Here is a 22,233-nt window from a genome sequence, read left to right on the forward strand (position 1 = left end):
CGCGGGGTCCGCTGGTCCGTCGGAGGACGGCGCCCCGCGGGCTGCATCAGGAAAAGAGTTCGTCGTAGTCGACGGTGGCGGTGCCCAGTTTGCCGACCACGATGCCGGCCGCGCGATTCGCGAGTCCGACCGCGTCGACGAGCGAAAGACCCGCGCCGAGCATCGCGGCGAGTGTCGCGATCACGGTGTCGCCCGCGCCCGACACATCATACACTTCGCGCGCAACGGCCGACGCGTGCAGGATGCCATCGTCGGAGAACAGCGTCATGCCCTCCTCCGAGCGCGTCAGCAGCAGCGCCTTGAACTGGAGCTCGGCGCGCAGCTTCGTGACGCGCGCGATCAGATCTTCCTCGGACTTCCACTGTCCGACGACCTCGCGCAATTCCGCGCGATTCGGCGTGATCAGCGTCGCCCCGCGATAGCGCTCCCAGTCGTCGCCCTTCGGATCGACGAGCACCGGTTTGCCGGCCGCGTGCGCCTTCGCGATCATTTGCGTGACGTGCGTGAGGCCGCCCTTCGCGTAGTCGGACATCAGGATCACGTCGTACGATGGCAGCAGCTCGTCGAAACGCGCGAGGCCCGCGAGCAGCACCTCGTGTGCCGGCGAGTTTTCGAAATCGACGCGCAGCAACTGTTGCTGACGCGACAGCACGCGCAGCTTGATCGTCGTCAGCAAGGCCGGATCGCGTTCCAGATGCGGCGTGACGCCGCTTTCGCCGAGCAGCTGCACGATACGCTCGCCGGGCTCGTCATGACCGACCACGCACAAAAGACCCGCCTGCGCGCTGAGCGCGACCGCGTTGCGCGCGACGTTCGCCGCGCCGCCCAGCCGATCTTCCTGGCGCTGCACGTGCACGACCGGCACGGGCGCCTCCGGAGAAATGCGGTTGACGTCGCCGAACCAGTATCGGTCGAGCATCACGTCGCCGACCACCAGCACGCGCGCCGCGTTGAGCTGCGCGCGCGGCACGACCGTGAGCTTCTGCGCCGTCGTGGACGCGGGCGCCGCGGGCATGGCCTCAGGCATCGACCCGAAGTTCAGAGGGTTGGGCATAGGGGCGTCCAATGGCGTGGTAGTCGATACCGAGCTCGGTCATCGCGTCCGGTTCGTACAGGTTGCGGCCGTCGAAAATCAGCGGTGTCTTCAGCACCGATTTCAGATGCACGAAATCAGGACTCTTGAACTCCTTCCATTCGGTCACGATCACGAGCGCGTCGGCGCCGATCAGCGTTTCGTCCTGAGTGCTCGTGAACGTGAGACGTGCCAGCTGCTCCGGCGCAGCGTGCAGATCCATCGCGAATACGCGACGCGCCTCGGTCACGGCGACCGGATCGTACGCACGCACGTTCGCGCCGCGCGCAAGCAACTCGCCGATCACGCGACGGCTCGGCGCCTCGCGCATGTCGTCGGTATTCGGCTTGAACGCGAGACCCCACACCGCGAACGCGCGGCCGCTCAAATCCTCGCCGAGCTTCGCGGTGATCTTGTTCACGAGCACGTCCTTCTGCTGGTAGTTCACTTCCTCGACCGCCTCGAGAATCCGCAGGTTGTGGCCGCTCTCGCTCGCGGTGCGAATCAACGCCTGCACGTCCTTCGGGAAGCACGAGCCGCCATAGCCGCAGCCCGCATACAGGAAGTGATAGCCGATGCGCGGATCGGAACCGATGCCGCGGCGCACCGCTTCGATGTCGGCGCCGACCTTGTCCGCGAGATTCGACATCTCGTTCATGAACGAGATGCGCGTCGCGAGCATCGCGTTGGCCGCGTACTTGGTGAACTCGGCTGAGCGAACGTCCATGTACAGCGTGCGTTCGTGATTGCGGTTGAACGGCGCGTACAGACGCTTCATCATTTCGCGCGCCCGCACGCCCGGTTCGTCTTCGTCGATACCGATCACGATACGGTCGGGGCGCATGAAGTCGTCGACGGCCGCACCTTCTTTCAGGAACTCGGGATTCGACACGACCGAGAAGCGATGCTGCGCGCTGCCGGCGAGCCCGCGTTTCGCGAGCTCTTCATTGATCACCACGCGCACGCGCTGCGCGGTGCCGACCGGCACCGTCGATTTGTCGACGATCACCTTGAAACCATTCATCGTGCGGCCGATGTTGCGCGCGGCCTCGAGCACATATTGCAGATCGGCGGAGCCGTCTTCGTCGGGCGGCGTGCCGACCGCGATGAACTGCACGTCGCCGTGCGCGACGCTCGCGGCGACATCGGTCGAGAACGTGATGCGGCCAGCCGCGCGCGTGCGGGCGATCATCTCCTGCAAGCCCGGTTCGTGAATCGGCACGCCGCCTTTGTTGAGGATGTCGATCTTGCGCTGATCGACGTCGAGACAGAAGACGTCATTGCCGATCTCGGCGAGACACGCGCCGGTGACAAGGCCCACATAGCCGGTGCCGATAATGGTGATTTTCATACGCTTTCCGGTGGAAGGTTCCGGTAATGAATGCCGCTCATGAGGCCGGCGATAAACTCGTTGCGAAATTCGCGGAGCGGTCGCGTCGCAATGAACGCCGACGCGGCCAAAGCCGCCCGTGCGGCGTCAACTCGGCGCGGTAATCGGCTCGACGCGGCGCGGTGCATAGGTTTCCCAACCGCTGCATCCGGGGCACTGCCAGTAGAAAAGCCGCGCCCGGAAACCACAGTTCTGGCACGTATAGCGTGGCAGATTCTTGGTGCGCTGGCGGATCAGTGTGTGCATCAGTTCGAGCTCGCTGCGCCGCGGCTCTTCGGCGACGGCCTGCTGCGCTTCGAGCAGACGCGTCATGCCGGCCAGATTCGGCGACTTCTGCATCTGCGTGCGCGCGAGCGCATGCGCGGCATCGGCGCCGCGCAGCAACGCGACGTGCTGATACGCGACGTCGAGCAGATCGTTGCTCGGATGATGGTCGACCCACGTGGTCAGCAGATCGGCGCCCTCCTGCGCGCGGCCGAGCGCTTCATACGCCTTCATGATTTTCTCGGCGACGAGCGGCAGATACGCGGGGTTCTGCTCCTCGACGCCGCGCCATTGACCGATCGCCGCTTCGGACGCGCCGCCGGCCGCGTCGACGTCGCCGAACAGGATTGTCGCGCGCACGTTGGTCGGGTTCGCCTTCAGCGCGAGACCGAGCTGATGACGCGCTTCGTCCGGTTTCTTCTGCTGCAGCGCTTCCTGAGCAAGTTCGCAATGGAACTGCGCGATTTCCTTCTCGAGCGACGGTGCGCCCATCGTTTCGAGATGTCGCGCGGTATCGATCGACTTGACCCAGTCCTTCTCGATCTCGTAGATCGTCAACAGCGCGCGTTGAGCGCCGAGTGCGTAATCGCCCGCCTGCAGCGAGCGGAAGGTTTCCTCGGCACGGTCGAGCAGACCCGCTTTCAGGAAGTCCTGGCCGAGTTCGTACAGCGCGTGATCGCGCTCACTGACAGGCAGGTCCGCGCGGCTCAGCAGATTTTGATGCACGCGGATCGCTCGATCCGTTTCGCCGCGCCGGCGGAACAGATTGCCGAGCGCGAAATGCAATTCGACCGTTTCAGGATCGAGCTTGACGACCTCGATGAATGCGTCGATCGCCTGGTCGGGCTGCTCGTTGAGCAGGAAGTTCAGGCCGCGAAAATAGGACCGCGGCAGGTTCGCGCTTTCGGACAGCAGCGTCTTGAGGTCGTAGCGCGCCGCCATCCAGCCGAACGCGAATGCGACGGGTATGACCAGCAGCCACCAGAAGTCTAGATCCATGCGATTAATGCAAATGTGCGGGAAAGCGAAAACGAAAAGCCGCGCTCAGAGCGCGCGGCGCAACGGAGTTCAGATCAGCGGCGGCATCGGCGGCTGCTCGACGACGGCTGGAGTTTCGCGCGCCACGCGCAACTCGCGCCTGAGCCGGCCATTCTCCATGCGCAGACGTACGACGGCCGGCACCGCCGACACGAGCCCCGCGAGCAAGCCGATCACGAAAAACGCGAGACCGATCAGAATCAGAGGCGCCGACCAGACGTAGCCGGCGAGGAAATTCAGCGTAGCGGGTTGCGTGTTGGAGAGCGCCAGCACCAGCAGCAGCACGAACACCAGCACACGGATCAGCCAGACGATAAATTTCATGAATAGATCTCTTGACGGCAGTTGCGGGGTGACGCCGGCTCGATGACGCGTCGCGCCAAGGTGTTGCCCGCGCCGAAGTGACCCGTATTGTAATGGATGACCTCGGGGCCGGACAGCAAGTGGCGGGATGGCGCACTGACGGGTGATTCGCGAAATGCAAAGGCCGCACCGGGAAGCGCCCTCTTCTCAAACGATGGACGAAAAAAAAGCGCCCGAAGGCGCTTTTCCTGGTCTTTTGCCGACTGGCTTTGGCCGCTGACGCTAGCTATGCCACGCTGCAAGACGCACAGCGGAGTCATTAAAGGTCGTCATCCGGCTCTTCGGCCTTCAGCGGCTCGCCCGCGCGACGATCCACCCGCTCGCGCAATTCCTTGCCTGGCTTGAAGTGCGGTACGTACTTCTCAGGTACCAGCACCTTCTCGCCCGACTTCGGATTGCGTCCAACGCGGGAGGGACGGCGGTTGAGCCCGAAACTGCCGAAGCCTCGAATTTCGATGCGATGACCTTTGGCAAGTGCCTCCGACATCGCATCGAGCATCGTCTTCACCGCGAAATCCGCATCCTTGAGAACAAGTTGCGGAAACCGCGTAGCCAGCTGGGCGACCAATTCCGATTTGGTCATACTGCAGCAGACCTCTCAGGCTTACTGGTTCTGGCCGTCGAGCTTGGCCTTCAGCAGCGCGCCGAGGTTCGTCGTGCCGGTAGCGGCTGCGCTCGAATCCGAAGCAGCGAGACCGCGGATGGCTTCCTGCTGCTCAGCCGAATCCTTCGCCTTGATCGACAGGTTGATGCCACGCGACTTGCGATCGATGTTGATGATCATCGCGTTGACCTTGTCGCCTTCCTTCAGCACGTTGCGAGCATCTTCCACGCGGTCCTGGGCGATTTCCGAAGCACGCAGGTAGCCTTCGACTTCACCCGACAGCTGGACCACAGCACCCTTCGCGTCCACCGACTTGACAGTACCGTCGACGACCGAACCCTTGTCGTTCATTGCAACGTAGTTGCTGAACGGGTCGCCTTCGAGCTGCTTGATACCCAGCGAAATACGTTCCTTCTCGACGTCGATGCCGAGAACGATCGCTTCCACTTCGTCGCCCTTCTTGTACTTGCGAACGGCTTCCTCGCCGGTTTCGCTCCACGACAGATCCGACAGGTGAACCAGACCGTCGATGCCGCCCGGCAGACCGATGAACACGCCGAAGTCGGTGATCGACTTGATGGCGCCGCTGATCTTGTCGCCCTTCTTGAAGTTGCGGCTGAAGTCGTCCCACGGGTTCGGCTTGCACTGCTTCATGCCGAGGCTGATACGACGGCGGTCTTCGTCGATTTCGAGAACCATGACTTCGACTTCGTCGCCCAATTGGACAACCTTCGACGGAGCAACGTTCTTGTTGGTCCAGTCCATTTCCGACACGTGGACGAGGCCTTCGATGCCCGATTCCACTTCGACGAATGCGCCGTAGTCGGTGATGTTGGTGACCTTACCGAACAGACGCGTGCCCGACGGGTAACGGCGCGAGATGCCTTCCCACGGATCGTCGCCCAGTTGCTTGATACCGAGCGAAACGCGGTTCTTTTCCTGGTCGAACTTGAGGATCTTCGCGGTGACTTCCTGGCCAACCGACAGAACTTCGCTCGGGTGACGCACACGACGCCATGCGATGTCCGTGATGTGCAGCAGGCCGTCGATACCGCCGAGGTCCACGAACGCGCCGTAGTCGGTGATGTTCTTGACCACGCCTTCGACGATCGCGCCTTCCTTCAGCGTTTCGAGCAGCTTCGCGCGCTCTTCGCCTTGCGTTGCCTCGATGACAGCGCGGCGCGACAGCACGACGTTGTTACGCTTGCGGTCGAGCTTGATGACGCGGAATTCGAGCGTCTTGCCTTCGTACGGGGTGGTGTCCTTGACCGGACGCGTATCAACTAGCGAACCCGGCAGGAACGCGCGGATGCCGTTGACCATCACGGTCATACCGCCCTTGACCTTGCCCGTGATCGTGCCGGTTACGAGTTCGTTGTTGTCCAGCGCCTTTTCCAGCGACAGCCACGAAGCCAGACGCTTCGCCTTGTCACGCGACAGGATGGTGTCGCCATAGCCGTTTTCCAGCGCGTCGATCGCGACGGAAACGAAGTCGCCCGCCTGCACTTCTACCTCGCCCGCGTCGTTCAGGAACTCTTCGAGCGGGATGTAGGCTTCGGACTTCAGACCAGCATTCACGACCACGAAGTTGTGGTCGACACGCACGACTTCCGCGGAGATCACTTCGCCAGCGCGCATGTCCTGCTTGGTCAGCGACTCTTCGAACAGAGCCGCAAAAGATTCGGTATTCGGGGTAGAGGTTTGCAGGTCGGACATAAAAATCAGAGTTTGCATGGTCTTCGCAACGCCTGGCTCACCGGACTGGTCAGCAACTGCGGCAAATACGCGAACGCCACGCGGGGTTAAAGGGTTAAAAAAACAACGCTTCGCGACCATCGCGAAGCACCAACCAACAACAGGACTGCCGCTGTCTGGCCACTACCGCATGACCGTTTCAGTTACGCATGCGGGACCAGCGCTTCATACCATTGCACCACCTGCTCGACCGCCTGGTCGACCGACAATGCGGAGGTATCAAGCAGTTTTGCATCCGCCGCGGGCTTGAGCGGCGCGGCCGCGCGCTGACTGTCACGCTCGTCGCGCTCACGCAAATCCCGGAGCAAGTCATCTATATTAGCAGAAAATCCTTTTTGGATCAATTGCTTATGCCGGCGCGTCGCGCGGGCCTCGACGCTCGCCGTCATGAACACCTTCAGCACGGCATCCTGAAAGATCACGGTGCCCATGTCGCGCCCGTCGGCGACGAGCCCCGGCTCCTTGCGAAACGCCCGCTGACGCGCCACCAGCGCGGTTCGCACCGGCGCGTGAACGGCGATCGCCGAGGCGCGGCTGCCCACTTCCTCGGCACGAATTTCGATCGATACATCGACGCCGTCGAGCTGCGCGAGCCCCTCGCGAAACGTGATATGGAGGTCGTCGATCAGTTTGACAAGTGCGTCGACGTCGTCCGCCGCGATGCCGTAGCGCAGGCTCGCGAGTGCCGCGAGCCGGTAGAGCGCGCCGCTGTCGAGCAGGTGAAAGCCGAGGTTGGCGGCCACCATCGCGGCCACAGTGCCTTTGCCGGAGGCGCTGGGGCCGTCGATCGTAATGACGGGCGTCTGGTGAAAGGGACGGATCGGTTTCATCTAAAAATGTCGCACATCGGGCGATTCGCACGCGAATCTGGATTGCATCAGGCTTGCGCGAGCGCCGTGAAGCGCTCGAAATAATCCGGGAACGTCTTGCCGACGCACCTCGGGTCGTTGATGCGGATCGGCACACCGCCCAAGCTCACGAGCGAGAAGCACATCGCCATACGGTGGTCGTCGTAGGTGTCGATCGCGGCATTCGGGATGAGCTTTTCGGGCGGCGTGACGACGAGGAAATCCTCGCCCTCCTGCACCTTCGCGCCGACCTTGCGCAGCTCGGTCGCCATCGCGGCGATCCGGTCGGTTTCCTTGACGCGCCAGCTTGCGATGTTGCGCAGCGTGGTCGTGCCGTCCGCGAACAGCGCGGCGACCGCGATCGTCATCGCCGCGTCGGGGATCAGGTTGAAGTCCATGTCGATCGGATCGAGCTTGCCATGGTCGTTGCCGACGCCGCGCACTTCGATCCAGTCCTCGCCCATCTGCAGGTTCGCGCCCATCTTGATCAGCGCATCGGCAAAGCCGACGTCGCCCTGGATGCTCGCGCGGCCCACACCTTCCACTCTCAGCGGGCCGCCGCCGAGCGCTCCCGCGGCGAGGAAATACGACGCCGACGACGCATCCCCTTCCACCATGATCGCGCCTGGCGACTGATAACGCTGCCCGGCCGGCACCACGAACTGGTGCCAGCCGTGACGCTCGACGTCGATGCCGAAGCGCGCCATCAGCTTGATCGTGATCTCGATGTACGGCTTCGAGATCAGCTCGCCGTCGACCTGCACGGTGGTGACGCCGCTCGCGGTGCGCAAGAGCGGCAGCGTCATCAGCAGCGAGGTCAGAAACTGGCTCGACACATCGCCGCGCACGCGGATCGGCGCGTCGGCCGTGATCTGGGCGGGACGGATGCGTAGCGGCGGATAGCCTTCGTTCTGTTCGTAGTCGATCTTCGCGCCGATCTGGCGCAGGCCGTCGACGAGATCGCCGATCGGCCGCTCGTGCATGCGCGGCACGCCGTGGATCCGGTAGTCGCCGCCGTTCACGGAGAGGGCCGCGGTCAGCGGACGCACCGCCGTACCCGCGTTGCCGAGGAACAGGTCGGCCGTTCGCGCGGTGAACGCGCCGCGCGTGCCGGTCACGACGCAGGTGTCACCGTCGCGCTTCAGACGTACGCCAAGCTTTTCGAGCGCGGCGAGCATCACGCGGGTGTCATCGGAATCGAGCAGGTTCGTGATCGTCGTCTCGCCTTCGGCGAGCGCGGCGAGCAGCAGCACGCGGTTCGAGATGCTCTTCGAGCCGGGCAGACGAATCGTGCCGGACGCACGGGAAAAAGGTCCGAGATCGAGGAATTCCATGATGTGTCCAGTTTCCGGTTATTTGGACGCGTCGCTGGCGGCCACGCCAGCCGCGCGCTGCTCCTGCCACTGACTGCGCGCGACGCGCGAGCGCGCGAACACCGCTTCGAGCGCGGCGCCGTCGCCGGCCTCGATCGCCGTGCGCAGGCGCGCGAGCACCGCGGTATACGCGTCGAGTTCGTCGAGCAGCGCCGCGCGATTGGCGACGCAGACGTCGCGCCACATCTCCGGACTCGACGCGGCGATGCGCGTGAAGTCGCGGAATCCGCCCGCCGCGAACGAAAACTTCAAAGCGGCGTCGGGCGAACTGAGGATCTGTTCGACGAGCGCGAACGACAGCACGTGCGGTAGATGACTGACCGACGCGAACACGCGGTCGTGCTGCTGCGGCGTCATGTCTCGCACCAAGGCGCCGGTGGCGCGCCACATCGCCGCGACGCGCTCGACCGCTTCCGGCGCGTTCTCCGGCAGCGGGCACAGCACGACGTTGCGGTTCACGTACAGATCGGGCAACGCGGCGTCGACGCCGCTCGACTCGCGGCCGGCGATCGGATGGCCCGGCACGAACTGGCCGATCCGTGCACCGAGCGCCGCGCGCGCGGCGGCGACCACGTCGGACTTGGTGCTGCCCGCATCGGTGACGATCGTGTTGGCGTCGAGATGCAGCGCGATGCGTTCGAGCAGCGGCTGTGTCTGCGCGACCGGCGCCGCGAGCAGCACGAAGTCCGCGCCCGCTAGCGCGTCCCGCAGCGCGGCGTCGTCGATGAGCGCCGCGCTGCCGTCGATCACCCCGAGCGCCAAGGCGCGCTCGCTCGACGCGGACGTCCGTCCCACCCCAACCACCGTGCGTGCCCCGCCGGCCTCGCCGCGTTCACGCAACGCGCGCGCGAGCGATCCGCCGATTAGGCCGACACCGAAAATCACCAGCTTGTTAAAAGAAAACGCGGCCACGTCGCTCACACACAATACGGACAATAAGCGCGCCGCTCCTGCCGGCCGACGCGCGGGATCAAGGAGCAATGCTTACGCAGCGGCAGGCTCGGCAAGCGTCTTTTCGAGCGCCGCGAGGAACGCTCCGTTTTCCTCCGGCAGGCCGATCGTGATGCGTAGCCATTGCGGCAAACCGTAGTTGCCGACCGGTCGCACGATCACAGCCTGTTTCAGCAGCGCGAGATTCACCCGGGCGCCGGCTTCGTCGTCACCGCCGACGCGCACGAGCACGAAGTTACCTTCGGATGGCACGTATTCGAGACCGAGCTTGTCGAACGCCTCGGTCAGAAGCTTATAGCCCTGCGCGTTCAGCGCCGCGCTCTTTTCCAGAAATGCGCTGTCGTTCAGTGCCGCAATCGCCGCGGCCTGCGCGAGCGTATTGACGTTAAACGGCTGACGCAGTCGATTCAGCAGATCGGTCAAGCCGGGCTGCGCGATCGCGAAGCCGATACGCAGGCCCGCCAGGCCGAACGCCTTCGAGAAAGTACGCGACACCAGCAGGTTCGGATAGCGGCGCACCCAGTCGATCGAGTCATAGCGCTTGTCCGCCGACAGATACTCGGTGTACGCCTCGTCGAGCACGACGACCACATGGTGCGGCACTTTGCCGAGAAACGCCTCGAGCGTCGGACCGTCGACGAACGTACCGGTCGGATTGTTCGGATTGGCGACGAACACGAGACGCGTGTCGTCGTCGATCGCGGCAAGCATCGCGTCGAGGTCGTGACCATAGTGCACGGCCGGCACGACGATCGCGCGCGCGCCGACGCCTTGCGTTGCGAGCGCATAGACCGCGAACGAATACTCCGAGAACACTACCGCCTGGCCCTTCTCGACGAACGCGTGCGCGGCGAGTTCGAGGATGTCATTGCTGCCGTTGCCGAGCGTGATCCACTCGGCCGGCACGCCGTAGCGCGCGGCGAGCGCCGCCTTCAGTTCGAAACCGTTCGAGTCCGGATAGCGGCCGAGGTCGGCGATCGCCTGCGCCATCGCGCGCTGCGCGGATTCCGGCATGCCGAGCGGATTCTCGTTCGATGCCAGCTTCACGATGCTCGCCTCGTCGAGACCAAACTCGCGGGCCACTTCCGAAATCGGCTTGCCGGCGATGTACGGCGCGATCGCACGCACATAGGAAGGGCCGAAAGACGCTGTCATGAAAATCTCCGAACGACGATGGATAGTGAAATATGCGTTCGGGCAGTGCACTTGGCGCCGCCCGGACTGCGCTGCCAGCCCTTACCGGGCGCGCGGATACGAGCCGAGTATTTTCAGGAACGCGGCCTTCTCGCCGAGCCCGGCGAGCGCGGCGGCCACGGCCGGGTCGTCGCGATGGCCTTCGACATCGATATAGAAGTAGTACTCCCACGTGCCGACGCGCGCCGGGCGCGATTCGAAACGCGTCATCGACACGCCGTGGCGCGCCAGCGGCTCGAGCAGCTTGACCATCGCACCCGGTTCGTTCACGACCGACACAATCAGCGAGGTCTGGTCGTAGCCGCTCGGACCGGTCGGCTGCTTGCCGATCATCACGAAGCGTGTGCGGTTGTGCGGATCGTCCTGGATCAGCGCGTTGGTGACCTGCAGGCCGTAGTGGATCGCGGCGCGGTCGCCGGCGATGGCCGCGACGGTCGGATCTTCGGCTGCCATCCGTGCAGCTTCCGCGTTGCTCGACACCGCCTGGCGCTCGAGATGCGGCGCGTTGGTCGACAGCCAGCGCTGGCACTGCGCGAGCGCCTGGGCGTGCGCGCACACGCGCGTGACGCCGGCGAGCCCGTTTTGCGTGAGCAGGTTGTGATGAATCGGCAATGCGAGTTCGCCGCCGATGGTCAGCTGCGTTTGCAGCAGCAGATCCAGCGTGCGCGACACCGCGCCTTCGGTCGAATTCTCGACCGGCACGACGCCGTAGTCGGCGGCGCCCGCCTCGACGGAGCGGAACACTTCATCGATCGACGGGCACGGCAGCCCTTCGATCGACTGACCGAAGTACTCATGCATCGCCTGTTCGCTATAGGTGCCGACGGGTCCGAGGTACGCGGCCTTGATGGTCTTTTCGAGCGCGCGGCTTGCGGCCATGATCTCGCGCCAGATCGCGCTGATGTGTTCGTCCGCAAGCGGCCCCGCGCTCATCTCCTGCAGGCGCGCGATCACCTGCATCTCGCGCTCGGGTCGGAACACCGGTGCGTTGAAATGCTTCTTGACCTCCCCGACTTCGAGCGCGACCGACGCGCGCTGGTTCAGGAGCGCGATCAACTGCGCGTCGAGCGCGTCGATGCGATCGCGCAGAGGTTTGAGTCGTGTATTGAGTTCGTCGTCCATGCGTAAAACGGCTTTGCCGGGTAACTGCTGGAAAAGATGCGCACGCCTGCCGGTCAGTGTGGCTCAGGCACTGCGCTGTTCGAATTCCTTCATGTATTCGACAAGCGCTTTGACGCCTTCGAGCGGGACGGCGTTATAAATCGACGCCCGCATGCCGCCGACGGACTTGTGGCCCTTTAGCTGCACCAATCCCCGCGCCTTCGCGCCGGACAGGAAATCTTCGTTGCGCGACTCGTCGGCGAGGAAGAACGGTACGTTCATCCGGGAGCGCGAGCCACGCTCGACCTTGTTCAGATAGAAGCTGCTCGAGTCGATCGTGTCGTACAGCAGCTTCGATTTTTCGAGGTTGCGTGCCTCCATCGCCAGGAGGCCGCCCTGCTTCTTCAACCACTTGAACACGAGCCCGGCGATATAGATCGCGTAGGTGGGCGGAGTGTTGTACATCGAATTGTTCTCGGCGACGGTCTTCCATTCGAACGCCGACGGGCAGATCGGCATCGCGCGATCGAGCATGTCCTCACGCACGATCACGACCGTCACGCCGGCCATGCCGATGTTCTTCTGCGCACCGCCGAATAGCACGCCGTATTTGGCGATGTCCATCGGGCGCGACAGGATATGCGACGACGCGTCCGCGACGAGCGGAGTATCGCCGAGGTCGGGAATCTCGAAGGTTTCGACGCCGTGAATGGTCTCGTTGGTGCACAAGTGCACGTAAGCCGGATCGTCCGACAGTTGCCATTCCGAGCGCGCCGGCGCGCGGGTGAAGCCCTCGGCTGTCTTGCCGGTCGCGGCGAGATGCACGCTGCCGTATTTCTGCGCTTCCTTGAACGATTTCTCCGACCACGAGCCGGTGATGACGAAATCCGCGCGCGGTTTCGAGCCGAGCAGGTTCATCGGCACGATCGCGTTTTCGCCGAGTCCGCCGCCCTGCAGAAACAGGATGCGGTGGCTTGCCGGCACCTGCAGCAACTCGCGCAGATCGGTCAGCGCTTCCTCGTGGATCAACATGAATTCCTTGCCGCGATGGCTCATTTCCATCACGCTCATACCACTGCCTTGCCAATTCAGCATCTCGTCGGCTGCCTGGCGCAGCACTTCTTCGGGCATGGCCGCCGGGCCGGCGGAGAAATTAAAGACGCGCATGTGAGGTCCTGGAAGCGGGCGCGAAATAACGAAGTCGCGCGGGAATCGGCGAAAAGAACTGCGAAATGGCTCACCGAAAAAGAAAATGGCCGTCTGCGCCAGTGCGCAAACGACCATTATCGCATTGTCGCCGCCAACCCGCCACGCCGGTTGGCCCAGCGGGCGCGACGACAGGCCGGCTGATCAGCGCAGCCTGCGAGCGGAATTTACTTGGCAGCCGGCTTGACCGATGCGACTTCCTTGTCGGCCTGGTCACGCGTTGCCTTGATCGATTCCGGCATGTACTTCTGCATCAGACCGTTCACGACGTCGCGGCCAACCTGGTCTTGCACCTGGATGAACTTGCGACCGGTCGGGCTCTTGTAGAACGTGGTCAGATCCTTGATTTCCGACGTGCTGTAGTACTTCGCGTACGCGTCGTACTGAGATTGCATCGCGTCCTGACGGAAAGAGTCGGTCGCGAACACCTGGCCCGCGCTGTCCACCAGCTTCGGTACCGCGTTCTTTTGCAGCGTCGGCACGGCGGCCTGCTTCTGCTTGTCCGTCATCGTCTTGTTCTCGGTCAGCGCGTCCGACAGGATTGCCGGAACGAGCTGCTTGGCCTGCATCTGCGCGCTGTTGCCGATTGCGCCAACCAGCTTCTGCGCATCGATGGCGTCGAGCAGCTCCTTGATGGCAGCTTGCTTGGCCGGATCAACCGGTGCTGCTGCGGCAGCCGGAGCCGCAGGCGCCTGGTTCTGCAGCGCTTGAGCCATGGCGAAGGTCGGCACGATGGCAGCCAGCAACATCAGTTGTTTGAATCGTTTTTGCATCACTACTCCCTAAGAGAAATTAACTTGAACTGCACGCCACACGGGAAAGCGTACCGGCCCGATACGCGGTGACCCGCAGCGTAGCTTCAACGTATTAACTGAGACTGAAAGCCGCTGGCACGGATCAAGCCGCGCCGCCGCCCTCACCGCCGTTATCACCTTCAGCGGAGCCGTCGGAATCGCTTTCCGACTCGCCCTCGGCCTCCGCTACCTGTTGCAGACCGGACAGCTTGGTCCCTTCGTCAAGGCTGATGAGTGTAACACCTTGCGTTGCGCGTCCCATTTCGCGAATTTCCGACACGCGCGTGCGAATCAGCACGCCCGTCGTGGTAATCAGCATGATCTGCGCTTCCGGGTCCACCAGCGTCGCAGCAACGACCTTGCCGTTACGCTCCGACGTCTGGATTGCGATCATGCCCTTCGTGCCGCGGCCGTGACGCGTGTACTCGGTGATTGGGGTGCGCTTGCCGTAGCCGTTCTCGGTTGCGGTGAGCACCGACTGCTGCTCGTCGTCGGCCACCAGCAACGCGATCACGTTCTGGCCGTCCTCGAGCTGCATGCCGCGCACGCCGCGCGCCTCGCGGCCCATCGGACGCACGTCGTTTTCGTCGAAGCGCACTGCCTTGCCCGAATCCGAGAACAGCATCACGTCGTGCTGGCCGTCGGTGATCGCGGCGCCGATCAGGTAATCGCCCTCATCGAGACCGACCGCAATAATACCCTTGCGCAGCGGCCGGCTAAATGCTTCCAGCGGCGTCTTTTTTACCGTTCCCAACGCGGTCGCCATGAACACGAACTTGTCGGCCGAGAACTCCTTGACCGGCAGCACGACCGTGATCTTTTCGCCTTCTTGCAGCGGGAACATATTGACGATCGGCCGGCCGCGCGAATTGCGCGAACCCTGCGGCACTTCGTAGACCTTGACCCAGTACACACGGCCGCGGTTCGAGAAGCACAGGATGTGGTCGTGCGTATTGGCAATGAACAGCGTGTCGATCCAGTCGTCTTCCTTCATGGAAGTGGCCTGCTTGCCACGACCACCGCGCTTCTGGGCTCGATATTCGGACAACGGTTGCGATTTCACGTAGCCCGCGTGCGACATCGTCACGACCATTTCCTGCGGCGTGATCAGGTCTTCGGTGTTCAGCTCGGTCGCGTTCAACTCGATCTTCGAGCGACGCGCATCGCCGAATTCGGCCTTGATGGACGTGAGTTCGTCGACGATGATCGCCGAAATGCGTTCCGGGCGAGCCAGAATGTCCAGCAGGTCAGCGATCTGCGCCATCACGTCGCGGTATTCGCCGATGATCTTGTCTTGCTCGAGACCGGTCAGTCGCTGCAGGCGCATCTGCAGGATTTCCTGCGCCTGCGTATCGGACAGACGGTAAAGGCCGTCGGTCTGCATGCCGAACGACGGGTTCAGTCCTTCCGGACGATAAGCTTCGCGACCGCCCGCCGACGCGTTTTCCGACTCGGCGCGTGACAGCATTTCGCGCACGAGCGACGAATCCCACGCGCGCGACATCAGCTCCTGCTTGGCGATAGGCGGTGTCGGCGCGGCCTTGATGAGCGCGATGAATTCGTCGATGTTCGCGAGCGCAACCGCGAGACCTTCGAGCACGTGACCACGTTCGCGCGCCTTGCGCAGTTCGTAGACGGTGCGCCGCGTCAGCACTTCCCGGCGATGCGACAGGAAGCACGTCAGCATTTCCTTCAGATTCAGGAGCTTCGGCTGGCCGTCGACGAGCGCGACCATGTTCATACCGAACGTGTCCTGAAGCTGGGTCGCCTTGTACAGATTGTTCAGCACGACCTCGGGCACTTCGCCGCGCTTCAGCTCGATCACGACGCGCATCCCGCTCTTGTCGGATTCGTCGCGGATGTCGGAAATGCCTTCGAGCTTCTTCTCGTTGACGAGCTCGGCGATGCGCTCGAGCAGCGAGCGCTTGTTCACCTGATAGGGCAGCTCGTCGACAATGATCGCCATGCGCTGGCCACGGTCGATTTCCTCGAAGTGCGTCAGCGCGCGCATCACGACGCGGCCGCGGCCGGTGCGATAGCCGTCGCGCACGCCGGCCACGCCGTAGATGATGCCGGCGGTCGGGAAGTCGGGCGCGGGGATGATCTCGATCAGCTCGTCGATCGTCACTTCCGGGTTTTTCAGCAGATGCTGACACGCGTCGACGACTTCATTGAGGTTGTGCGGCGGGATATTGGTCGCCATGCCGACCGCGATGCCGGACGAACCATTGATCAGCAGATTAGGGATGCGCGCGGGCAGGATGGCCGGCTCGTTCTCGCTGCCGTCGTAGTTCGGCGCGAAGTCGACCGTTTCCTTGTCGATGTCGGCCAGCAGTTCGTGGCCGATCTTCGCCATGCGGATTTCGGTGTAACGCATCGCCGCGGCATTGTCGCCGTCGACGGAACCGAAGTTCCCCTGGCCGTCGACGAGCATGTAGCGCAGCGAGAAGTCCTGCGCCATCCGTACGATCGTGTCGTAGACAGCGGTGTCGCCGTGCGGATGGTATTTACCGATGACGTCGCCGACGATACGCGCCGACTTCTTGTAGGCGCGGTTCCAGTCGTTGTTCAGCTCATGCATCGCGAACAGCACGCGCCGGTGCACCGGCTTCAGGCCATCGCGGACATCGGGAAGCGCTCGCCCTACGATCACGCTCATCGCGTAATCGAGATACGAACGGCGCATTTCCTCCTCAAGGGAGATTGGCAGAGTCTCTTTGGCGAATTGATCCATTATCCGTATCTTTTACGTGCGAAGGCGGGGTTTCGCCGCTTCTTCGCGTAAGCATTGCAGGCGCAACGCATCACGCGATTCTAACATGCCACGAATCCACGCCCGACGAAGGTACGTATACATATTAGAGGGGCACCCGCCAACACCTCGCCGATCGCACAATTTCAGTCTCGTCAGGCTCGATTCCTGCATGGGACCAATTCGCCGCTCAGCCAGAGCCGGCGGACCGCTCAGACGAAAACATTTGTTGCGCATGCACCACAATTGGAGGGGGATTTGATCGGGGGCGGATTTTTTTTTCGTCGGAAGGGAACGATATGGCAAAATGCCAACGCACAAAGAGTCAGACACTGCTCGAAGTCTACACAAACGGTTTTTGTTCCGCACCAATGTTATACTTCGAGCAATGTATGACTGGTCTTCGTCAACAGGCTCGCAGTAAACCTGCGGTAATCTCAATTTCGAGAGGAGAAATATGAATAAACTTTCAAAGCTCGCGTTCATTGCAGCTACCGCAGTTATGGCTGCATCCGCCATGGCGCAGTCGGTGCCGGCGTCGCGACAAGCTACCAACGACAACTGGGTGAATGGTACTGGCGAATACGTGTGGATGAACGGCACGAACGAGCTTTGCTGGCGCGATGCATTCTGGACGCCCGCAACGGCTAACGCCAAGTGCGACGGCGCTCTGGTTGCTCAGGCTCCGACCCCGCCGGCACCGGTCCCTCCGCCTCCGGCTATCTCCAGCGAAAAGATTACGTATCAAGCTGATGCGCTGTTCGACTTCGACAAGGCAATCCTGAAGCCAGCCGGCAAGGAACGTCTGAGCGAACTGGCATCGAAGATCCAGGGCATCAACCTCGAAGTCGTCGTCGCTACGGGCCACACCGACCGTATCGGTTCCGTCGCCTACAACGACCGTCTGTCGCTGCGTCGTGCTCAAGCTGTGAAGGCCTTCCTGGTCAGCAAGGGCGTCGAAGCCAACCGTATCTACACGGAAGGCAAGGGTCCGCGCAACCCGGTTACCACCGGGTGCAACCAGAAGAACCGCAAGCAACTCATCGCCTGCCTCGCACCGGACCGCCGCGTGGAAGTCGAAGTTGTCGGTACGCCGAAGCAGTAAGCTGGAAAATTACCGCAGTATCGAAAGCCCCGCTTCGGCGGGGCTTTTTTTATGCGCGGGTACCGCGGCCTGGCGTGATGCGCGACGCAGGAGGGTCCCGCTCAGCTACCAGCGGCTCGCAGCTTGCATCAGCGCCCGCTACCCGATGCGCTTTTGCCGCTCTTTCTCTCGCCCTATATACTCAGGGTTTATCCTCGAGCGTCCGCTCACTGCTTTCATCGAGGCAGCCTTCACCATGACCAACGCCGATCCTCACGAACTACAGAAATTCAGCGACCTCGCGCATCGTTGGTGGGACCCGAACGCCGAATTCAAGCCGCTGCACGAACTGAATCCGATTCGTCTAGGCTGGATCGACGCCCACGCCCATCTCGCCGGCAAAAAGGTGCTCGATATCGGCTGCGGCGGCGGCATCCTGTCGGAATCGATGGCAGGTTTGGGCGCTCATGTGAAGGGCATCGATCTGTCGACGCAGGCACTCGGTGTCGCGGATCTTCACAGTCTTGAAAGCGGTGTAACCGTCGATTACGAAGAAATCGCGGCTGAGGCGCTGGCCGCACGCGAACGCGGGCACCTATGACGTGGTCACCTGCATGGAAATGCTCGAGCACGTGCCCAGGCCGGCCGCAATCGTCGAGGCCTGCAAGAATCTCGTGAAGCCGGGCGGCTGGGTGTTTTTTTCCACGCTGAACCGCAATGTCAAGTCGTATCTGTTCGCGGTGATCGGCGCCGAATACATCGCGCGAATGCTGCCGATGGGCACGCACGACTACGCGCGCTTCATCCGCCCGTCGGAGCTCGCCGGCTTCGTGCGCGCCGCCGAGCTGCGCACGGCGGACATCAAGGGCATCGTGTACAACCCGCTCAGCAAGCTTTTCGCGCTGTCGTCCGACACGAGCGTCAACTATATGCTCGCCTGTCGCCGCGACGCCTGAATTGCCCGAACCGCCCCGATCCGCCGTATCCGAAACGAACAATGAGCGACCCGACTCCCCTGCCGCAACGCGAAGACAACGACGACACGCTCGGCTTTTGCCTCGCCGTGCTTTTCGACCTCGACGGCACGCTTGCCGACACGGCGCCCGACCTCGCGGCCGCCGTCAACAAGATGCGCCACGACCGGGGGCTCAAGATGGTGCCGCTCGAGAAGCTGCGCCCGCTGGCATCAGCCGGAGCGCGCGGACTGATCTGCGGGGCGTTCGGCATCGGGCCGGATCATCACGAATTCGCATCGATGCGCGAGGAGTTTCTCGCCAACTACGAAGCAGATCTGTGCATCGAGACGACGCTCTTTCCGGGTATCGCGGAAGTGCTCGACGAACTCGACGCGCGCGGCGTGCGCTGGGGCATCGTCACGAACAAGGTCGCGCGGCTCACCGAGCCGCTCGTCGCGCAACTCGGGCTCGAGGAGCGCGCCGGCTGCGTGGTGAGCGGCGACACGACCCCGCATTCGAAGCCGCACCCCGCGCCGTTGCTGCACGCGGCGCGTGAACTGGACATCGCGCCGGAGCGCGTCGTCTATATCGGCGACGATCTGCGCGACGTGCAGGCCGGTTTTGCCGCCGGCATGAAGACCGTCGCCGCGGCGTACGGCTATTGCGGCAACGACATTCCGCCGACACGGTGGCACGCGCAACACGTCGTAGAATCGACGGCCGAGTTGCAAACCCTGCTGCGCGACATCGGCTGACAAAGTCAGACAGATCGGCTGAAGGTCCCGTCCCGCACTCTTGTTAGCCATGTTGCACCATTCAGCGGCCACCAAAGACGCACGACGCGGCCCTCGATCTATTGTAAAATCTCCTTTGGCTCACATATGTGAGCAACGAACCGCGGGGGCGACCTGGTTTCGACAGGGGTTGCGAAGCGGCTAGGGCATGTCGAGGACCCGTCACCTCGTTAATCAATGGGAAAAACGTAACTGCAAACGACGATACGTTCGCACTGGCAGCCTAAGGGCCGCCGTCCTCTGCCTAGTTCACTGACGGGCTAGTGTCGCAAGACCGGTAGCAATACCGACAGAGGTCATATACGTCAGTTAAGCCTTGGCGGCGTCACGACGTCCGGGTCGAAAATTTAGTGAATCGCCGTAGCGCAGCGTGTTCGTCCGCGTCGCTGCGGTTAAATCAAAAGACAGAACTAAACATGTAGAACTGGTCGTAGAGGACTTCTGGACGCGGGTTCGATTCCCGCCGCCTCCACCAAATACCTGGAACGTTCGCGATGAACGGCCCCAAAAAACCCCGGTAGCGTAACGCTGTCGGGGTTTGTTTACTTTCGGCACCGTCCGCGACGCTTTGCGGGCTGGCCACACGTCTCCCCTTCACTCAGCGGGGACGCACAACACGCCCCGGTAAATCCGCGGCCGCTGCCTATACTCGTAGCTCGAAGCGAGTCGTCACTCGTCAACCACGTCGCCAAAACAGGAGCCTGCGTCATGCGCAAGACCATCGCTCTGCTGGCCCCGCTCGCACTCGCCGTGCTACACGCCGGTGCCTTCGCCGATCCGCCCAAACTATCCGACGGCCGCTTCGTCACCGCTGACGGCATGACGCTCTACACGTTCGACAAGGACACCACGCCCGGCGTCAGCGCCTGCACCGGCGGCTGCATGAGCAACTGGCCGGCGGCCACGGCGGCGCCGACCGACAAGCCGTCTGGCGACTGGACGCTGATCCCGAGCGCAGACGGTAAGCAACAATGGACGTACAAGGACCATCCGCTGTATCACTATGCGGCCGACAAGCAGGCGGGCGATGCAAAGGGGGACGGTTTCAAGGAAATCTGGCACATCGCCAGGCCATAAGAAGCCACTCCGGCCGGCAACTGGGCCGCCATCGCCCCCGCCACAAAGCACAACGCCGACCCAAGGGCCGGCGTTACGTCAAACCTCGAAGCTCGAGCGAAGCCCGAGCCAATTCTTATTCGTCTTTCGGGCACTGCAGATTGCAGCCATTCGGGTCTCCCATGTCGCCGCGCTTGCGCGCTTGCGAACGTCGGCCGTGCTGATACTTGTCCGACGGGGCGGACGCAGCGAATGGCATCTGCGGATGCTCGTTAATGCGGAATTCGTCGGTCAGGATGCCACCCGGCACGCCAGGCGAATTTTGCGCGTAAGCGACGGAGACGGTGGCACAGAGCACACCAGCCGCGGCAGCGGCGGCACATGCATGGAGAAGAGCTTTCATGTCGGTTCAGCGCGGCTTGGCGCGCGGTAAAGGCGGATACGAAGCCAAGAGAGTAGCCGAAACCGGCGCGCTGCGCAGCCGCGCACGCCGAGCGCCACCGCTTTTCTGGTTACAGGCTCTTACTCCGGCCGTTACGCGAGCGCGCCGCCGAGCCCCTCGTCCAGATCGACGAGCCTGCCGCAGTCGCACGGATCGTAGCCGGCGAGCTGCTCGACGCGTTGGTGAAACGCGCTGCCGCGCAACAGGTTGATCACCGTCGCGAGCGGCGCGCGACAGAGGTGCGCGCGATCGCACGCGAAGTAATAGTCCTCGTCGACGATCGGAATGAAGTCGAGCCCGAAATGATGCGCGGCCGGTTCGACGCCGAAGCCTATGTCCACCATGCCGCTCGCGACGAACGCCGCGATCGCCGAGTGCGTCAGCTCGGTCGACGCATAGCCGTTGACGCGGTCCGGGTCCACACCGACCTGTCGCAGCGCGAGATCGAGCACCATCCGCGTACCCGAGCCCGGCTGGCGGTTGACGAAACGGATGTCGTCGCGCGCCAGATCGCCGAGCCCGCCGATCCGCTTCGGATTGCCCTTGCCGATGAACAGACCCTGCTTGCGTCGGGTCAGATGCACGAGCACATGGCGTTGCGGATCGAGCCAGCGCCGGTAGGTATCGGCGCACACCGCGCGGAACTCGCCGAGCGGCAGATGAAAGCCCGCCAGATCGCACTCGCCGCGCGCGAGCGCACTGACCGCCTCGGCGCTGTCGCGGTACTTGATCTCGACCGGCAGATCGTTGGCGACCAGCGCCGTAACAAGCGCGGCCACCGCGTAACCGTGCGACGCGTGGATGCGCACGTCATCGGCGGGGGGCGCAAGCCAGCGGTTCAGATCGCTCGCCACTTCGCTCGCGAGCGCCTGCAAATTGCCGTCGAGCCGCTCGCCGCAGAGCCGCTGCCCGCGCAGCACCGCGTGACCGAGCTCGGACAACACCGAGCCGCGCCCACGCTCTTTCGCGATCAGAGGACCACCAAACCGCTCCTCGATACTGCGCAGCAAGCCCCATGCGTGCCGATAGGACAAACCCTTAAGCGCCGCGGCCTGCGCAATGCTGCCAGATTCATCGACGAGCGCGAGCAGCGGCACCACGTCAGACAGGCTGGCCTCGCGGCCGTCCGCGCCCTTCACCACCAGCTCGACCTGACATTCGATCCTGACCATATATGTTTGACCGTTTCCTATTGC

The 22,233-nt window shown here is 63.1% G+C and carries 19 protein-coding genes, 1 other RNA gene and 1 pseudogene; 5 read left to right on the top strand and 16 right to left on the bottom strand.

What is annotated here, in order from left to right; translation table 11 throughout:
- Positions 1 to 46: 46 nt before the first annotated feature.
- From rfaE1 to gyrA, 14 genes are all read right to left on the bottom strand, one after another.
- Complete coding sequence (rfaE1, locus tag OKW40_RS11440; protein ID WP_429489756.1) at positions 47 to 1,054, bottom strand: D-glycero-beta-D-manno-heptose-7-phosphate kinase; 1,008 nt, start codon at positions 1,052 to 1,054, stop codon at positions 47 to 49.
- Positions 1,020 to 2,423: a UDP-glucose dehydrogenase family protein gene (locus tag OKW40_RS11445; protein ID WP_429489757.1), complete on the bottom strand. Its 1,404-nt coding sequence runs from the start codon at positions 2,421 to 2,423 to the stop codon at positions 1,020 to 1,022. The genes rfaE1 and OKW40_RS11445 overlap by 35 nt, the downstream gene beginning before the upstream one ends.
- Positions 2,424 to 2,549: 126 nt before the next feature.
- A complete protein-coding gene (gene lapB, locus OKW40_RS11450; RefSeq protein WP_429489759.1) occupies positions 2,550 to 3,725 on the bottom strand; it encodes a lipopolysaccharide assembly protein LapB in 1,176 nt (391 codons plus the stop codon).
- 69 nt (positions 3,726 to 3,794) lie between these two features.
- Positions 3,795 to 4,088: a LapA family protein gene (locus OKW40_RS11455; protein WP_184027701.1), complete on the bottom strand. Its 294-nt coding sequence runs from the start codon at positions 4,086 to 4,088 to the stop codon at positions 3,795 to 3,797.
- 298 nt (positions 4,089 to 4,386) lie between these two features.
- On the bottom strand, positions 4,387 to 4,710 hold the full coding sequence (locus tag OKW40_RS11460; protein WP_006050255.1) for an integration host factor subunit beta: 324 nt from the start codon (positions 4,708 to 4,710) through the stop codon (positions 4,387 to 4,389).
- Between the two features lie 21 nt (positions 4,711 to 4,731).
- Positions 4,732 to 6,465 (bottom strand): 30S ribosomal protein S1, encoded by a 1,734-nt coding sequence (rpsA, locus tag OKW40_RS11465; protein WP_008921410.1) that lies wholly within the window; start codon positions 6,463 to 6,465, stop codon positions 4,732 to 4,734.
- 164 nt (positions 6,466 to 6,629) lie between these two features.
- On the bottom strand, positions 6,630 to 7,316 hold the full coding sequence (gene cmk, locus OKW40_RS11470) for a (d)CMP kinase (RefSeq protein WP_429489760.1): 687 nt from the start codon (positions 7,314 to 7,316) through the stop codon (positions 6,630 to 6,632).
- Positions 7,317 to 7,363: 47 nt separating this feature from the next.
- Positions 7,364 to 8,668, bottom strand: coding sequence for a 3-phosphoshikimate 1-carboxyvinyltransferase (gene aroA / locus OKW40_RS11475; RefSeq protein WP_429489762.1), 1,305 nt, complete (start codon positions 8,666 to 8,668; stop codon positions 7,364 to 7,366).
- A gap of 18 nt (positions 8,669 to 8,686) precedes the next feature.
- Positions 8,687 to 9,628: a prephenate dehydrogenase gene (locus OKW40_RS11480; protein WP_429491957.1), complete on the bottom strand. Its 942-nt coding sequence runs from the start codon at positions 9,626 to 9,628 to the stop codon at positions 8,687 to 8,689.
- Between the two features lie 63 nt (positions 9,629 to 9,691).
- A complete protein-coding gene (gene hisC / locus OKW40_RS11485) occupies positions 9,692 to 10,813 on the bottom strand; it encodes a histidinol-phosphate transaminase (RefSeq protein ID WP_429489764.1) in 1,122 nt (373 codons plus the stop codon).
- An 81-nt stretch (positions 10,814 to 10,894) separates the two neighbouring features.
- Positions 10,895 to 11,974, bottom strand: coding sequence for a prephenate dehydratase (pheA, locus tag OKW40_RS11490; RefSeq protein ID WP_018421374.1), 1,080 nt, complete (start codon positions 11,972 to 11,974; stop codon positions 10,895 to 10,897).
- Positions 11,975 to 12,037: 63 nt separating this feature from the next.
- A complete protein-coding gene (gene serC / locus OKW40_RS11495; protein WP_184070725.1) occupies positions 12,038 to 13,120 on the bottom strand; it encodes a 3-phosphoserine/phosphohydroxythreonine transaminase in 1,083 nt (360 codons plus the stop codon).
- Between the two features lie 206 nt (positions 13,121 to 13,326).
- The gene (locus tag OKW40_RS11500) at positions 13,327 to 13,932 is read right to left on the bottom strand and encodes a DUF2059 domain-containing protein (protein ID WP_184027684.1); all 606 of its coding nucleotides are present in this window, start codon (positions 13,930 to 13,932) and stop codon (positions 13,327 to 13,329) included.
- Between the two features lie 124 nt (positions 13,933 to 14,056).
- Entirely contained in the window at positions 14,057 to 16,687 is a 2,631-nt protein-coding gene (gene gyrA, locus OKW40_RS11505) for a DNA gyrase subunit A (RefSeq protein ID WP_429489766.1), read from the bottom strand.
- A 475-nt stretch (positions 16,688 to 17,162) separates the two neighbouring features.
- Here gyrA and ompA point away from each other — a divergent pair, with 475 nt between their 5' ends.
- The 5 genes and pseudogenes from ompA to OKW40_RS11530 all read left to right on the top strand — a co-directional run bounded on the left by ompA (position 17,163) and on the right by OKW40_RS11530 (position 20,616).
- Positions 17,163 to 17,810 carry an outer membrane protein OmpA gene (gene ompA / locus OKW40_RS11510; protein ID WP_090801331.1) on the top strand — a complete coding sequence of 216 codons (648 nt, stop codon included), beginning with the start codon at positions 17,163 to 17,165 and terminating at the stop codon, positions 17,808 to 17,810.
- 235 nt (positions 17,811 to 18,045) lie between these two features.
- A pseudogene (ubiG, locus tag OKW40_RS11515) lies at positions 18,046 to 18,745 on the top strand (bifunctional 2-polyprenyl-6-hydroxyphenol methylase/3-demethylubiquinol 3-O-methyltransferase UbiG).
- Positions 18,746 to 18,786: 41 nt separating this feature from the next.
- On the top strand, positions 18,787 to 19,500 hold the full coding sequence (gene gph, locus OKW40_RS11520; protein ID WP_090801335.1) for a phosphoglycolate phosphatase: 714 nt from the start codon (positions 18,787 to 18,789) through the stop codon (positions 19,498 to 19,500).
- A gap of 144 nt (positions 19,501 to 19,644) precedes the next feature.
- Positions 19,645 to 20,014: a transfer-messenger RNA gene (gene ssrA / locus OKW40_RS11525) on the top strand.
- A 233-nt stretch (positions 20,015 to 20,247) separates the two neighbouring features.
- The gene (locus tag OKW40_RS11530; RefSeq protein ID WP_429489768.1) at positions 20,248 to 20,616 is read left to right on the top strand and encodes a COG4315 family predicted lipoprotein; all 369 of its coding nucleotides are present in this window, start codon (positions 20,248 to 20,250) and stop codon (positions 20,614 to 20,616) included.
- 115 nt (positions 20,617 to 20,731) lie between these two features.
- Here the strand turns inward: OKW40_RS11530 and OKW40_RS11535 are convergent, their stop codons facing one another.
- Both OKW40_RS11535 and OKW40_RS11540 read right to left on the bottom strand, forming a co-directional pair.
- Positions 20,732 to 20,998, bottom strand: a complete 267-nt coding sequence (locus OKW40_RS11535; RefSeq protein WP_018421395.1) for a hypothetical protein — start codon at positions 20,996 to 20,998, stop codon at positions 20,732 to 20,734.
- Positions 20,999 to 21,129: 131 nt separating this feature from the next.
- Positions 21,130 to 22,209, bottom strand: coding sequence for a substrate-binding domain-containing protein (locus tag OKW40_RS11540; protein ID WP_429489770.1), 1,080 nt, complete (start codon positions 22,207 to 22,209; stop codon positions 21,130 to 21,132).
- Between the last annotated feature and the right edge of the window lie 24 nt (positions 22,210 to 22,233).

The organism is Paraburkholderia sp. RAU6.4a (genome assembly GCF_050435625.1).
GTDB classification, from domain to species: Bacteria; Pseudomonadota; Gammaproteobacteria; order Burkholderiales; family Burkholderiaceae; genus Paraburkholderia; species Paraburkholderia tuberum.

Excerpts from the sequence above, each read along its gene's own strand:
- rfaE1 (WP_429489756.1), bottom strand. The coding sequence starts at position 1,054 with ATGCCCAACCCTCTGAACTTCGGGTCGATGCCTGAGGCCATGCCCGCG.
- OKW40_RS11445 (WP_429489757.1), bottom strand. The coding sequence starts at position 2,423 with ATGAAAATCACCATTATCGGCACCGGCTATGTGGGCCTTGTCACCGGC.
- lapB (WP_429489759.1), bottom strand. The coding sequence starts at position 3,725 with ATGGATCTAGACTTCTGGTGGCTGCTGGTCATACCCGTCGCATTCGCG.
- OKW40_RS11455 (WP_184027701.1), bottom strand. The coding sequence starts at position 4,088 with ATGAAATTTATCGTCTGGCTGATCCGTGTGCTGGTGTTCGTGCTGCTG.
- OKW40_RS11460 (WP_006050255.1), bottom strand. The coding sequence starts at position 4,710 with ATGACCAAATCGGAATTGGTCGCCCAGCTGGCTACGCGGTTTCCGCAA.
- rpsA (WP_008921410.1), bottom strand. The coding sequence starts at position 6,465 with ATGCAAACTCTGATTTTTATGTCCGACCTGCAAACCTCTACCCCGAAT.
- cmk (WP_429489760.1), bottom strand. The coding sequence starts at position 7,316 with ATGAAACCGATCCGTCCCTTTCACCAGACGCCCGTCATTACGATCGAC.
- aroA (WP_429489762.1), bottom strand. The coding sequence starts at position 8,668 with ATGGAATTCCTCGATCTCGGACCTTTTTCCCGTGCGTCCGGCACGATT.
- hisC (WP_429489764.1), bottom strand. The coding sequence starts at position 10,813 with ATGACAGCGTCTTTCGGCCCTTCCTATGTGCGTGCGATCGCGCCGTAC.
- pheA (WP_018421374.1), bottom strand. The coding sequence starts at position 11,974 with ATGGACGACGAACTCAATACACGACTCAAACCTCTGCGCGATCGCATC.
- serC (WP_184070725.1), bottom strand. The coding sequence starts at position 13,120 with ATGCGCGTCTTTAATTTCTCCGCCGGCCCGGCGGCCATGCCCGAAGAA.
- OKW40_RS11500 (WP_184027684.1), bottom strand. The coding sequence starts at position 13,932 with ATGCAAAAACGATTCAAACAACTGATGTTGCTGGCTGCCATCGTGCCG.
- gyrA (WP_429489766.1), bottom strand. The coding sequence starts at position 16,687 with ATGGATCAATTCGCCAAAGAGACTCTGCCAATCTCCCTTGAGGAGGAA.
- ompA (WP_090801331.1), top strand. The coding sequence starts at position 17,163 with ATGAATAAACTTTCAAAGCTCGCGTTCATTGCAGCTACCGCAGTTATG.
- gph (WP_090801335.1), top strand. The coding sequence starts at position 18,787 with ATGAGCGACCCGACTCCCCTGCCGCAACGCGAAGACAACGACGACACG.
- OKW40_RS11530 (WP_429489768.1), top strand. The coding sequence starts at position 20,248 with ATGCGCAAGACCATCGCTCTGCTGGCCCCGCTCGCACTCGCCGTGCTA.
- OKW40_RS11535 (WP_018421395.1), bottom strand. The coding sequence starts at position 20,998 with ATGAAAGCTCTTCTCCATGCATGTGCCGCCGCTGCCGCGGCTGGTGTG.
- OKW40_RS11540 (WP_429489770.1), bottom strand. The coding sequence starts at position 22,209 with ATGGTCAGGATCGAATGTCAGGTCGAGCTGGTGGTGAAGGGCGCGGAC.